14 protein-coding genes are annotated in these 12,681 nt (G+C 34.4%); 7 read left to right on the forward strand and 7 right to left on the reverse strand.

The window, feature by feature from the left end; all coding sequences use genetic code 11:
* The first annotated feature begins 11 nt into the window (after nt 1-11).
* A complete protein-coding gene (locus IPO86_09480) occupies nt 12-737 on the forward strand; it encodes a methyltransferase (protein ID MBK9728335.1) in 726 nt (241 codons plus the stop codon).
* Here the strand turns inward: IPO86_09480 and IPO86_09485 are convergent.
* The 4 genes from IPO86_09485 to IPO86_09500 form a co-directional block, all read right to left on the reverse strand.
* On the reverse strand, nt 715-2,049 hold the full coding sequence (locus IPO86_09485; protein ID MBK9728336.1) for an MATE family efflux transporter: 1,335 nt from the start codon (nt 2,047-2,049) through the stop codon (nt 715-717). The genes IPO86_09480 and IPO86_09485 overlap by 23 nt on opposite strands.
* 92 nt (nt 2,050-2,141) lie before the next feature.
* Complete coding sequence (locus tag IPO86_09490) at nt 2,142-2,387, reverse strand: DNA-binding protein (protein ID MBK9728337.1); 246 nt, start codon at nt 2,385-2,387, stop codon at nt 2,142-2,144.
* A gap of 152 nt (nt 2,388-2,539) precedes the next feature.
* The gene (gene ald / locus IPO86_09495; protein MBK9728338.1) at nt 2,540-3,652 is read right to left on the reverse strand and encodes an alanine dehydrogenase; all 1,113 of its coding nucleotides are present in this window, start codon (nt 3,650-3,652) and stop codon (nt 2,540-2,542) included.
* 493 nt (nt 3,653-4,145) lie between these two features.
* Entirely contained in the window at nt 4,146-4,976 is an 831-nt protein-coding gene (locus IPO86_09500; GenBank protein MBK9728339.1) for a 1,4-dihydroxy-6-naphthoate synthase, read from the reverse strand.
* Between the two features lie 2 nt (nt 4,977-4,978).
* On the opposite strand from IPO86_09500, the gene IPO86_09505 reads away from it, so the two are divergent.
* On the forward strand, nt 4,979-5,671 hold the full coding sequence (locus IPO86_09505) for an RNA pseudouridine synthase (protein ID MBK9728340.1): 693 nt from the start codon (nt 4,979-4,981) through the stop codon (nt 5,669-5,671).
* Between the two features lie 234 nt (nt 5,672-5,905).
* Nucleotides 5,906-6,580, forward strand: coding sequence for a fructose-6-phosphate aldolase (gene fsa, locus IPO86_09510; protein ID MBK9728341.1), 675 nt, complete (start codon nt 5,906-5,908; stop codon nt 6,578-6,580).
* On the opposite strand, the gene IPO86_09515 is transcribed toward fsa, so the two are convergent.
* Entirely contained in the window at nt 6,560-7,417 is an 858-nt protein-coding gene (locus tag IPO86_09515) for a nucleoside phosphorylase (GenBank protein MBK9728342.1), read from the reverse strand. The two genes, fsa and IPO86_09515, sit on opposite strands and share 21 nt — an antisense overlap.
* A gap of 18 nt (nt 7,418-7,435) precedes the next feature.
* On the opposite strand from IPO86_09515, the gene IPO86_09520 reads away from it, so the two are divergent.
* Nucleotides 7,436-7,789 (forward strand): hypothetical protein, encoded by a 354-nt coding sequence (locus IPO86_09520; protein ID MBK9728343.1) that lies wholly within the window; start codon nt 7,436-7,438, stop codon nt 7,787-7,789.
* A gap of 15 nt (nt 7,790-7,804) precedes the next feature.
* Here the strand turns inward: IPO86_09520 and IPO86_09525 are convergent, their stop codons facing one another.
* A complete protein-coding gene (locus tag IPO86_09525; GenBank protein ID MBK9728344.1) occupies nt 7,805-8,296 on the reverse strand; it encodes a hypothetical protein in 492 nt (163 codons plus the stop codon).
* 22 nt (nt 8,297-8,318) lie between these two features.
* On the opposite strand from IPO86_09525, the gene IPO86_09530 reads away from it, so the two are divergent.
* The gene (locus IPO86_09530; GenBank protein ID MBK9728345.1) at nt 8,319-9,314 is read left to right on the forward strand and encodes an acyl transferase; all 996 of its coding nucleotides are present in this window, start codon (nt 8,319-8,321) and stop codon (nt 9,312-9,314) included.
* A 62-nt stretch (nt 9,315-9,376) separates the two neighbouring features.
* Here IPO86_09530 and IPO86_09535 read toward each other — a convergent pair whose 3' ends face one another.
* The gene (locus IPO86_09535) at nt 9,377-10,195 is read right to left on the reverse strand and encodes an N-acetylmuramoyl-L-alanine amidase (GenBank protein ID MBK9728346.1); all 819 of its coding nucleotides are present in this window, start codon (nt 10,193-10,195) and stop codon (nt 9,377-9,379) included.
* Between the two features lie 734 nt (nt 10,196-10,929).
* Between IPO86_09535 and IPO86_09540 the strand changes: the two genes are divergently transcribed.
* Nucleotides 10,930-11,574, forward strand: coding sequence for a hypothetical protein (locus IPO86_09540; protein ID MBK9728347.1), 645 nt, complete (start codon nt 10,930-10,932; stop codon nt 11,572-11,574).
* Between the two features lie 2 nt (nt 11,575-11,576).
* On the forward strand, nt 11,577-12,671 hold the full coding sequence (ccsA, locus tag IPO86_09545) for a cytochrome c biogenesis protein CcsA (protein MBK9728348.1): 1,095 nt from the start codon (nt 11,577-11,579) through the stop codon (nt 12,669-12,671).
* Nucleotides 12,672-12,681 lie beyond the last annotated feature (10 nt).

Raw genomic sequence — 12,681 nt, forward strand, 5'->3', positions numbered from 1 at the left:
ACTTTTGATTGTTGAGCAATTCAGTTTTTAGATTAAAGCAATTTTCAGTAGAAATCTTTGAGGGTGTCTTCCCTGTAACTACGGATTCTATATTATTAGGTTCCTGGGTGCGCGTAGCAGATAGTTTGCGAATTTTAGATATTGGTACAGGCAGTGGCTTATTGAGTTTAATGGCCATTCAAAGAGCGGTTTCTAACGCAGAAATTTATGCCATTGATTCTAGTTTAGCTTGTATTGAGTGCTCCAAATATAATTTTTTATCAAGTCCTTGGGCAGACAGATTGCATGCCTTCAAATTGGATGCGTTGGATATTTTAAAACCATCTGATTTTTTTTTATTGGATGCTACCTTTGATGTTATCATTTCAAATCCTCCATATTTTATAAACGCTCTAAAATCCGATTTACCAGATAAATCGCGAAGTCGTCACCAACAGGAATTGGATTTTGAATTGCTTGCGCGATTAACAGCTAAGCATTTAAATGTAAATGGCAGTGCATCCTTTATAATTCCAATCAATGTAGAAGAAACATTATCAAATGTTATGATGAGCTGCCAATTATTTGTTTCTAGATTATGCAGGGTGCGAGATCATGCGCAAGCTCCGGTTAAACTTTGTTTAGTTGAATATAAGAAAATCCATGAGTTACCAGAAATAGAAAATATCATTTTATTTAATGAGGATGGCAATAGATCCAATGAATATCACAATATTACGAAGGCGTATTATATTTAAATTCCTTGGTTATCGAAAGGAAACGGCGATACAGGAGCACTGCCATAACACTCAAACAGACAATAAAGGCTACCCAAACTCCAATGACTTGCCAATTTAAGGTAACACTTAATAAATAGCCTACAGGAATCCCAAGAAACCAATAGCAGAGTGTCGTATATAAAGTTGGTAATTTCACATCTTGTATTCCTCGGAGGATACCAATTCCAACGGCTTGAATAGAGTCTCCTAATTGAAATGCAGCAGCAAAAAGAAATAATATAGAAGCTTGGCGAACAACTTCTTGTTCGGATGAAAATAAATAAGGAATATAATTTCTAAAAAGTATAAAAGCGATGGCGCATAAAATGCCATAAATAGAAGCAAATTGCAATACCGAAATTCCAGTCTTCCTTGCTAAATGAATATTTTGCATTCCATATGCTTCTCCAACTTTGATAGACCCTGCACTTGATAATCCGATAGAAACCATAAAAGTTAAAGCGGCAACTGAAAGCGCAACCTGATGAGCAGCTTGTTGAATTGCTCCAAACCATCCTACCATAATGCCTAATATTACAAAGGCACCAATTTCACTGACATACTGCCAGGAACTAGGAATAGCAAGTTTTGCAATTTTATTTAGAACCTCCTTCTTCAGCAATCTATTTTGGAGATTATATTTTTTAAATTGAATCTGATCCAAAACAAAAGCTCCTAGAATTATTGCCATTAATAATCTTGTTATAAAAGTTGCAATACCTGCACCTTCTATATTCAGTGAAGGAAATCCCCAATTACCATAAATTAAAGCATAATTTAGAATGGCATTAAACGGAATGGAAGCGAGTGATAAAATCATAGGTATTTTAGTATGATTTAAGCCATCACAAAATTGTTTAATACTTAAAAATGCTATCATTGGAACGATAGACCAAAGCATCCAATTTAAATAAGGTCTTCCCATATTCGCTACCTCTTGATCTTGTTTTAAATAGTATATAATTCCGCCTGTAAAATATAAGATAGAAACAAGAAGTATACTAATTGACATATTAAGATAAAAGGCATTGTTAAGCAAATTACCACAGGTTTCTTCCTTCTGAGCCCCTTTTAATTCAGCAACTAATGGAGAAATTGCAACCGTAAAACCAATACAAAGAACAAATGGCAATCCGATCATATTATTTACCAATGCAGCTGCTGCAAGATATTTATAACCTAATTGACCCACCATAGCAGAATCAATGATGTTTAGCATCATTTGTGAAAGATTCCCAAGGATTATTGGAAATGCTAATTTCAATAATTCGACTTGATGATTTTTAGACAAAAATAATTTTTAATGATCCGAAATAAAAAAGGGTTTGCTAATGTTCAAGAGAGCAAACCCTGTATAAATAGGTAAGGTAAAATTTGTGTTTTCTAATTTTGTTTTGCGCTTTCTTCTATTAATTGTTTCGCAATATTTAATATCGTTTCATCTTCAATATGCACGATTCCTCCATTGGGTCCTGGTTGAATATGATTTCCAGAATTTTCTAAATGATGTGCTCCAAAATAATTTCTTACGGTTTGCTCATCTAAACTTAATTGATCTGCAATTCTTTTAATTCCGCCAGAAGGTAAATTGTGTTTGATTAATCTAAGTTCTTCTAAGGTTATATTCATAAAAACAGTTTTATTTGTGAATAACGAAATGACCCTTGAAGTTATTACGAGATTTAATTCCTTGCAAGTATTTTTAGATAAATTTTTAAAGAAAATTTAATTCAAGCTTATTTCAAATTCAAATGAATCTAAAAGACAGCTGGATCCTAAATTTATAACATCGTTTCAACCGGGACATACGGTAAATTGAATGCATCTGCAACGCCTTGGTAAACTACTTTTCCATGGACTACATTAAGTCCTGTTGCTAATGGCTTACTATCCTTGCAGGCTTGTTTCCATCCTTTATCTGCTAATTGTATAGCAAAGGGCAATGTAGCATTTGTAAGGGCTAGGGTAGAGGTAAATGGAACTGCTCCAGGCATGTTGGCAACACAATAATGGACCACTTCATCAATGATATAAATAGGATCATCATGGGTGGTGGGTTTGCTCGTTTCCATGCATCCACCTTGATCAATCGCAACATCTACAAGTACAGTCCCAGGTTGCATCGTCTTCAGCATATCGCGGGTTACAAGATTCGGCGCTTTTGCTCCAGGAATTAAAACAGCACCGACAATAAGATCATGAGAACGGACTAAATTTCGAATCGTTAATTCATTAGAATACATGGTTGTAACATTGGGTGGTAAGACATCCGCCAAATAACGCATTCTCGGTAAACTAACGTCTAATAAAGTGACTTGAGATCCAAGTCCGGCAGCCATTTTTGCTGCCTGTGTCCCAACAACACCGCCTCCTAAAATAAGAACTTTGGCAGGTGGTACACCCGGAACACCACCCAAAAGGATTCCTTTGCCTTTTTGAGGTTTTTCTAAGAATTTAGCACCCTCCTGAATTGCCATTCTACCAGCAACTTCCGACATTGGAACTAATAATGGCAGACTCCGATCTGGTAACTCAACGGTTTCATATGCTAAACAAATTGCACCACTTTGGATCATGGCCGTAGTTAAAGGCTCATAGGATGCAAAGTGGAAGTAAGTGAAAATTAATTGGTTTTCTTTAATTAAAGGATATTCTGAAGCAATGGGCTCTTTTACTTTAATAATCATTTCAGCAATCTGATATACCTCCTCAATCGTGTGAAGTATAGACGCTCCTGCTTCTAGATACATCTGATCTGTAAATCCACTGCCGATTCCGGCGGTTGATTGAACATGGATTTTATGGCCTCTTTTACTAAGTTCAAGAGCACCTGCCGGTGTTAATGCCACCCGGTTTTCATTACTTTTAATTTCTTTTGGAACGCCTATGATCATAACAAGGTTGAGTTAATTGAAATACAAAAGGCGAAAATACGATAAGAGCTCAATTTTTAGGGAGATCCTTAAAAAAAGATAGCCCGTATACAGTTATACGGGCAAATCTTCATTTAATAACCAAAACTCAAAACTCAAGTGGCTTTAGTTCAAGAACTATGCCAAATTTTCAGAAAATTAATACCTTCTGATTAGATCTTTGAAATTCAGGATTTTATAAAATGAAGCTGCTTTGAATTTGTAAATGCAGTATAAAATCGACTGCTACTTATGGATTTGTTTGAAAATAAAACAAACCAAATTCTTATAAAAAGGTCCTAAAATAAAAATGCTCGTGACTTTTCACGAGCAAAAACGAATTTTACATTTAATAACCAAAACTTACACAGCGTAAAGATATAATACATTATTAATATTTACAATATGTAAACGGCTATTTTATAGGTTTTAATATAAATTTAAATAACATAATATGTAATTGATTGTAAAATAATCAATTGAAAATATCATCTTCATTTGAAAAAATTTGATTTTCAGGATCAATTAAACGAAAAATTGCCTTTTTACCCTCTGGGCCAATTTCTTTCGTGAAATGATTAACATATAAATCAATATGCTTCAGGATTACTTTTAGGTCTAACTCATTGGCCTTTGATTGTATGAATGGTAATAGTTCTGTTAAATGTGTATTTGCCCATTCCAGACTTTTTTGAACTTGACCTTGAATTTCCTTTCGGAGGCTTACTTCTAAATTCCGTTTTATTGCAATGAGTCCTAATGGAATTGGCAAAGAGCTTTCTTTAAACCATAGTTTTCCTAAATCAACGATTTCAAATAGTCCTTTTGCCTGATAACTAAACCTCGTTTCATGAATAATGACCCCTGCATCATATCCACCATCTGTTAGCTTATCCTCAATTTCCGAAAAAATACAGTGTTCAAAATTCTTACAATCAGGAAATAAATATTGAAATAGAAAACTAGCTGTAGTGTTTTTACCGGGTAATAGGATTTTTAAATTCGGCAAATCTTTTAATTGTATAGGCTTTTTTCCTACGAGTAAAGGTCCGCAATCATAGCCAGCAGCGCCTCCACAATTTAGAATTTGATATTGTTTGTAAACGGAGGGAAGCATCACGGCACTTATCTTAATTACATCAAATTCACCTAAAATTGATCTTTCATTAAGCTCTTGAATGTCCATGTAACTAAACTCCGCTTTTGTTAATTTAGGATTCTCAATAAAACCCTGAATCCAGGCTCCAAAAATATAAGTATCATTGGGGCACGGAGAAATCGCTACTTTTATCAGTTTATTTTGCATCTATGAAATTTATTCCACATATTCTTTACGAAGATAATCATCTATTAATCCTTGAAAAGCCTGCAGGACTGCTCTCCCAGGGAGACCATACCGGAGACCCTAATTTAGTGGACCTGGTAAAAGAATATCTTAAAGTTAAATATCAAAAACCTGGAAATGTTTATGTAGGTCTCGTACATCGTTTGGATCGACCGGTTTCAGGCATTATTATTTTGACAAAAACTTCGAAAGCATCTTCTCGATTGCAAGAACAGATGAAGGCTGGTGAAATTGAGAAATATTATTTGGCTGTTACAGAAAGCCATCCTCCTAAAGAAGATGATACGCTCACGCATTATCTTACTAAAGATGAAGGAAAAAATAAAACCAAAGTCTACGATCATGCTAAAAGTGATACTAAAATTTGCAGCCTGTATTATCGGGTATTAGCAAATATGGACGGTCAATGTTTATTGGAAGTTGAACTTCAAACAGGTCGTTCACATCAAATCAGAGCGCAATTAGCCCATATTGGCTGTCCGATTAAAGGGGATACAAAATATGGTAGACCTGCTACCAAAAATGAAAATGATATGGCCTTGTATGCTTATCGAATTGTATTGACCCACCCGGTATCAAAAGAAGTATTGAGTATCGTGTCATTTCCACAAAACACTGGATATTGGAGAAATTTGAAAGGATTTTTTCCTAAATAAGCACGGATTTTAATTTTTTTCTACTTCATTAATAAGCCTTAGAGGGTTTATCAAGGATATTTTTACCCAATAATTTCTTAAGATCATTCAGATCTGACTTAAAATCTTAATTTTGCCTTCGGTAAGGGTTCACGACTTGCTCCTGCTGAATCCCCCAGGGCAGAAATGCAGCAAGGGTGAGTGGTTGAGCGGTGCGATGAGCTCTTGCCTTTTTTTAATAATCAACCTGGAACTATGAAGTTTTTTATTGATACCGCCAACCTCGACCAAATTAAAGAGGCCCGTGAATTGGGAATTTTAGATGGGGTTACTACCAATCCAAGCCTTATGGCAAAGGAAGGGATTACCGGCAAAGAAAGTATTTACAGGCATTATAAGAAAATATGTGATTTAGTGAGTGGCGATGTTAGCGCTGAAGTGATTTCAACAGATTATAAAGGAATCATGAAAGAGGCAAAAGAATTGGCTGAAATTGCCGAAAATATCGTCGTAAAAGTTCCAATGATTAAAGATGGTATAAAAGCAATCAGCGAACTTACTACGCTAGAAATTAAAACGAATTGCACCTTAGTCTTTAGCGCTGGCCAAGCGATCCTTGTAGCTAAAGCTGGGGCAACCTACATCTCCCCTTTTATTGGCCGAATTGATGATACCAACTGGGATGGTATGCAATTAATTAATGACATTTTTGAAATATACACGATGCAAGGTTATGACACTGAAATCCTTGCAGCATCCATCAGAAGTGGTTTGCATATTGTAGAAGCCGCTAAAGCTGGAGCAGATGTGGTAACCTGCCCATTAGAAGCAATACTAGGTCTCATAAAACATCCTTTAACAGATATAGGCTTGCAGAAATTCCTGGAGGATCATAAGAAAGCTCAAGCTTCATTGACCAAAAAGGCTTAAGATTTTTTCGAGCGCAAACCTTATCATAATTTTAATTGTCTTTTCAGGATTATTTGAAAATTTACCAGTAATACGGTTTGCTAATATGGCATTAATCGATAGGGCCTGATGACCCATTAAGGTACTTAAACCATAAATCATAGAAGTCTCCATTTCAATATTGCTTATTTTGCCAATATTTGGAATATTCCAGCTTTCAATTTCAGACAGAAGGTTTGCTTGAGAAATCCTCGTAGGTCTGCCTTGCGGAGCATAAAAGCCAGCTGCTGTAACAGTGTTTCCTATACATACTGTTTCAGAATTAAAATGCTCTAATAATGCAGGATCCGCTCGGGTGATATGCAATCCTTGGAGTCCAGGAATGGTATGGGAGGATGACGGAATTTGCTTAAACGTTTGATTTGAGTCAGGGTAAAATGACAATGTATTGTCTAGCGCAATACAATAATCTGTAATTAATATTTGATCAATTTCAATTTCTCTTTGTATTGCACCTGATGTACCTAAGCGAATAATCTTTAATTGTTGTGGATGCTTATGAGGTTGCCCGGTTTGTAAATCAATATTGAATAAAGCGTCAATTTCATTCAATACAATATCAATGTTGTCTGTGCCGATGCCTGTTGAAATGATACTCATCAATTGGCCTCCTAAATAGCCAGTGATAGTATGAAATTCGCGTGCTACAACTTCAGATTCAATTCGATCTAAATACTTCGCTATAATTGAAACCCTTTCTGGGTCACCAACTGTTATTATGATTGGAGCAAGTTGTGATTTTTTTAGTTTAAGATGGTAAATGCTACCATCCTGATTTTGAATCCAGTTTGTTTTCATATTTTAATAAATTGCAGAATGAATAAAAACAAAATATACCATTTAAGTCAATGTAGTACGTGTAAAAGGATACTCGGCAATATAAATTCCAGTTCCTGTGAATTGCAAGATATTAAACAAGATGCTATTCAAGCTAAAGAACTGGATGCAATGGCAAAAATTGTTGGATCATATGAAAAACTTTTTAGTAGGAAAGCCTTAAAATACAGAAGCCTGGGCTTGCATTTAAAAACACTTTCTGAAAAGGATTATCGCAAATATATTTTATCAGAATACACGTTTCTAAAAAGACCAATCATACAAGTAGGAAATCAATTATTTATTGGAAATACAAAAGAGGTGGTAGCAGCCGCAAAAAAAGCTTTGGAATAAAATGAGTACTAGATATTATTTACAATTTAAATAGATTTTTCCGGAATGTAAATCATTGCTGATATGACCGGCTTTATCTATCAAATTAATAATAAAATCTAAGGAATCTTTAGGATACTGGGGCGGATTGCTGCAAGGAGGAATATTATCTTTAAAAAGACAACAGCTTGTAAAAATTAAAATCGTTAGGACCCCTTTTTGTGTTTCTTTGTCAGAGGGAATTAAGTCAGGTATTTTATATTCATCTTGAATATTGCCAGTTCGGCCATCTATTACCCGAATATCTTTTCTCGAATCGCCACTTCCATACCCTAAATCACCATCTCCATCTTCAAAGCGAAATTGTAACCAAAGTGAATCCTGGTTTAAGTCCCCTTGTGTCATCTCCGTTTTGCTTACTCCAATTAATTCGATTTTAGGGATCTCTGATCCATTCTCAGGTTTGGTACATCGTATACAAATACAACATGTTAAAAATAAAATAGAAAGATTTGAAAGTCGATGCATAGATTTACGACAATAACGAAAAATGCAAAAAAGAATTACCCTGCAAGATAAAATATTAGACATGAATGATTTCAGTTTGCAGGAAATCATTTTGGAAGTATTTGACTATCAGTCGTTATTTAATCCGGTATACGCTGAATTTATTCGATTGCTGGGCAAATCAAAGGAATCTGTAAGAGCTCTTAATGAAATACCGTTTCTGCCAATTCAATTATTTAAGACCTTGGAAATTAAGACAGGGGAGTGGTCTGCTGAACAAACCTTTGAATCTAGCGGAACAGGACAACACGGTGTTTCAAAACATGCAATTGCTTCTTTAGATTTTTATCATAAAATTGCCCGACATTGTTTTCATATGCATTTTGGGTCAATTTTGCAATATGAATTTGTTGGACTCCTACCAAATTATTTGGAAAAACCAAATTCTTCCTTGGTTTCAATGCTCCAATTTTTTATAAATGAATCTAATGACATTTCTGAAAATTCATTTTTTTTATACGATTTTTCTGCTTTAAATAGACATTTAAATGCGCTTAAAAAGGCTAAACGCAAAGTAATATTATTCGGGGTGAGTTTTGCATTGTTGGATTTTGTAGCAGAATACCAGATTGAATTTGAACAACTCATCATAATAGAAACTGGTGGAATGAAAAACCGACAAAGAATCATTGAACGAAGTGAATTATTAACTGCCTTGAAAAAGGGATTCCCACTTTCAAAAATAGTTTCAGAATACGGCATGACAGAAATGCTATCGCAAGCTTATGCACTGGATGCTATAGAATATCGCGGAACGCCATTTCTTAAATTTTTGATTTCTGATCCAACAGATCCAATGCAATTCTTAGAAACCGGTAGAAGGGGCATTATAAATGTTATGGATTTAGCAAATATTCATTCCTGCTCATTTTTGCAAACAGAAGATATAGGGATACTCAATGAAAATGGTAATTTGCAAGTATTGGGGCGATTTAATCCAGAAGATACTCGGGGTTGTGTACAAATGTATGAAGGCTAAGATTTTGTATTAAATATCATTGCATTAATAAATTGGAGTACTCAATGTATTATTAAATTCAATTATTTTAAAAATCCTTCCGTAATCCAGTCTGCAAGTAATTGTCTGTTTTTAGGATAAAGAATTCTTTTTTGATCTTCAGGATTATGAATATTTGCTAGCTCTACAAAAATAGGTTCTGGGTCAGAGTTTCTAACTACATAAAGTGGTCTTGAACTGACAGTGCCTTTGTAGCATTCATTTTTTCTACAAATTTTGTATTTTTCTTCAAATACATTTTGTATATCAAGAGCTTTATTTTTACTAATAGTACTTTCAGATTGATAATAGAAAAATACATCTTGCCTGCTTTCTTCACTTTGTGCATCAATATGAAGTGAAACCATCCATTGTTTAGCAATCCCTTTTTTCTTGTGTTTCGAGTATAATTTATTAACTTTTGAAATGCCTTGCTTTAGCCTCTTTTTTTGGCTCAAAGGAATTTCATGACCACCCATACTGGTTTCATCTTTATCACAATCCAGGTACATTTCATCTCGAATGCCGTCGTTTTTATCTTCTACAATAATATAAACGCTTGCGCCTTTTTCCATTAAATTTTTTGCCAATCGCAAACTTACATCATATGCATATTCATCTTCACAAATGGTGTATTTGCCATCCACATTTTTTGCAATAGCTCCAGGATCAGGACCACCATGCCCTGGTACTATATAAAATACCTGATCGTTCAGTTCGTCTGTGACAATATCTACGGATTCATATTTGTTTCCAAAAAGTGGTACGTTTAAAGATTTTGCAGATACTTTTTTAATTAAATTACCTTCAGATTTAAGAGACGTGAATCGCTCCCGCAATGAATTAACTTCTGCATCTGTCATTTTATAATCAGCCACCAACTTCGACTTCATTGTACTCATAGAGGCGACAAGAAATTGCTTTCTTGGGTCATCTTCTGGAATGCTTTTTACACTTTGTGTTGTTGATGAATTGGAAAGTATTATTTTCGAAGAATTCGCTAACTGGTTATTTGATTTCTCGTTGATTTGAATGGGGACCCATAGTTTTCCATCTTTTTTATAATCTGTTTTTCGGATTTTCTTCTTTGTTAATACAAGATTGTATTCTTCAATCTGTTTTGCAGTTTCTAAATTCTTATTTCCAATACTTGTACGAATACTCTTTCCATCGTATTTTAAAACTTCAATCGGGAGTTTATACAATTTGTTTTTGCTTAAACTTGTATTCTGCTTCAAACTATTAATCTCATAAAATAAGGCTACATTATCTGGATCCTGAATTAATTTATAATTTCTTAATAAACTATAAACCCCTTGACCTTCGCTCGGTTTTACTTTTAAATACTGAATAGTTTTTTTGGATTTCGAGGACTTATTCGATTTTATAGGTTTCGGCGATGCCTGTATGGAAACACCAATCAACAGAATGGTCCAAAGGATAAGTTGCTTTCTTAAGGACATAGACTAGGATTTAAGGAACAAATATATTATAAAATATTATAATATGTATATACCTGATAGATAATTTAATATATGTTAATAAATTTTATAATATAAATGCTTGAAAATCAAGCTTATCTTTATACATTTATTCCATGTTTAAATCTTTATTAAGAAAAGAATTTCTTTTTGAATGGCGAAGTTTATACCAAATAGGAGGCCTCCTGAGCTTTTTAATTGGTGTAGCCTATTTAGTCTATTTTTTTTCTGGAGAGATAAATGCCAGGCACTGGAATCTTATGTATTGGATTATTTTTCTGTTTTTAAGCTTTTTTGGAGCAGCCAGAGCTTATGAAGATGATAATAACAGATTTAAAATTTATACACATCAATTGAGCTCCCCATTATTGCTCTTCTTGACAAAATCGTTTTATTTATTTCTTTCCCTGTCTGTGTTTGGACTTTTGTTAAATTTTATATTAAATGGACTCTTACCAATTCAAAATGGATTTAATATCTCCTGGATAATTGTATTATTAGCAGTTTGCTTGGGATTTGCTCTATTAACTGCTTTTACGTCATTTCTTTCTAGCCATGGCCAAACAAAGCAAGTACTTATGGTAGTCATTAGCTTACCTCTTTGTTTTCCACTGATCGGAATGGCTTTTTCATTTACCCTTGATATTTTATCAGGCCAAAGCTTGGCTGCCATTTATCCTAAATTATATCCAATTTTTGCAATTGATTTATTAGCCATGGCATTAGTCTCTTTACTCTTACCTTTGAGCTGGAAAAATTAACTATGACTGAACGACATATGTGGTGGAAAGCATTAGGCGTTATTTTAATGCTGATAGTTTTGACAAAAGGTTTATTGACACCTTTAAAACACGGAATTGTAGATATTCACCCAGACCGATTTAATGCAGGAAAGGAAGTCCGTTTTGAGGTAACTGCATATAATTCGCATTACATTTCCCATCCAGACCAAATCAATGTGTATTTGAAGCACGTTGGGGACTCAAAGCAAAAGGAAAGGAGTGTTGATTTTATTTTAAAGTCAAAGCTTGTAAAACCTTTGAATGAAAATCAGATTGAAGTCCAGTTCGACTTACCAGCTCATTTGCCAGATTCAAGAAAATTGGCTTTGTTTACGGTGATTGTTGAAAGTCCATATGATGGAGCAGCCGCAATTCCCTCTAAAATCATTATACAACAAGATAGTATCAATCTAGAAAATGGTATCCAGGCATGGTCCGTAACGGATAAGCCGAATTTTCATTTGCCAAATAAGTTCGATTTCCCTTACCGCAATATATTGGTCGAGACTATCAGAAATACATTTTTTCATGTGTCTTTATGGTTTGCAATGTTTTTATTGTTTGGAATGTCCGTTTATTATAGTATTAAATTCCTACGCTATAATATTCCAGATGCTGATATGAGGGCCTTTGCATTAGTTCGTACAGGTTTATTATTCGGCATTCTAGGATGTTTGACGGGTTCATTATGGGCACGATATACCTGGGAAACCTGGTGGACATCAGATATTAAGTTAAATATGGCGGCGTTAACCATCCTTATTTACCTATCTTATTTAGTTCTTAGAGCGTCTATTGAAGATAAAGACCGGAAGGCCAGAATTTCATCGGCTTATAATATTTTTGCTTTGGTGGCTGTAATCCCATTGATTTTTGTCTTACCAAGATTAACCGATAGCCTGCATCCTGGAAATGGTGGAAATCCTGCTATCGGTGCAGACGATATGGACAATGCCTTAAGAATCATTTTTTATCCTGCCGTTTTGGCCTTTATGTTAATTGGATTATGGATGGCAAGTTTGCTTTATCGGTCCGATAAAATTTCGAATTTCATTGAGGAGAAGTATAATAATTAGGAATTTCTTT

Source organism: Saprospiraceae bacterium, from assembly GCA_016717265.1.
In the GTDB taxonomy this organism is placed as follows: Bacteria; Bacteroidota; Bacteroidia; order Chitinophagales; family Saprospiraceae; genus Vicinibacter.

What these genes read in the sequence shown, in the direction of transcription:
- IPO86_09525 (MBK9728344.1), bottom strand. Translation starts at nt 8,296, where the DNA reads ATGCATCGACTTTCAAATCTTTCTATTTTATTTTTAACATGTTGTATT.
- IPO86_09505 (MBK9728340.1), top strand. Translation starts at nt 4,979, where the DNA reads ATGAAATTTATTCCACATATTCTTTACGAAGATAATCATCTATTAATC.
- ald (MBK9728338.1), bottom strand. Translation starts at nt 3,652, where the DNA reads ATGATCATAGGCGTTCCAAAAGAAATTAAAAGTAATGAAAACCGGGTG.
- IPO86_09500 (MBK9728339.1), bottom strand. Translation starts at nt 4,976, where the DNA reads ATGCAAAATAAACTGATAAAAGTAGCGATTTCTCCGTGCCCCAATGAT.
- IPO86_09530 (MBK9728345.1), top strand. Translation starts at nt 8,319, where the DNA reads ATGCAAAAAAGAATTACCCTGCAAGATAAAATATTAGACATGAATGAT.
- IPO86_09490 (MBK9728337.1), bottom strand. Translation starts at nt 2,387, where the DNA reads ATGAATATAACCTTAGAAGAACTTAGATTAATCAAACACAATTTACCT.
- IPO86_09515 (MBK9728342.1), bottom strand. Translation starts at nt 7,417, where the DNA reads ATGAAAACAAACTGGATTCAAAATCAGGATGGTAGCATTTACCATCTT.
- ccsA (MBK9728348.1), top strand. Translation starts at nt 11,577, where the DNA reads ATGACTGAACGACATATGTGGTGGAAAGCATTAGGCGTTATTTTAATG.
- IPO86_09535 (MBK9728346.1), bottom strand. Translation starts at nt 10,195, where the DNA reads ATGACAGATGCAGAAGTTAATTCATTGCGGGAGCGATTCACGTCTCTT.
- IPO86_09520 (MBK9728343.1), top strand. Translation starts at nt 7,436, where the DNA reads ATGAATAAAAACAAAATATACCATTTAAGTCAATGTAGTACGTGTAAA.
- IPO86_09540 (MBK9728347.1), top strand. Translation starts at nt 10,930, where the DNA reads ATGTTTAAATCTTTATTAAGAAAAGAATTTCTTTTTGAATGGCGAAGT.
- fsa (MBK9728341.1), top strand. Translation starts at nt 5,906, where the DNA reads ATGAAGTTTTTTATTGATACCGCCAACCTCGACCAAATTAAAGAGGCC.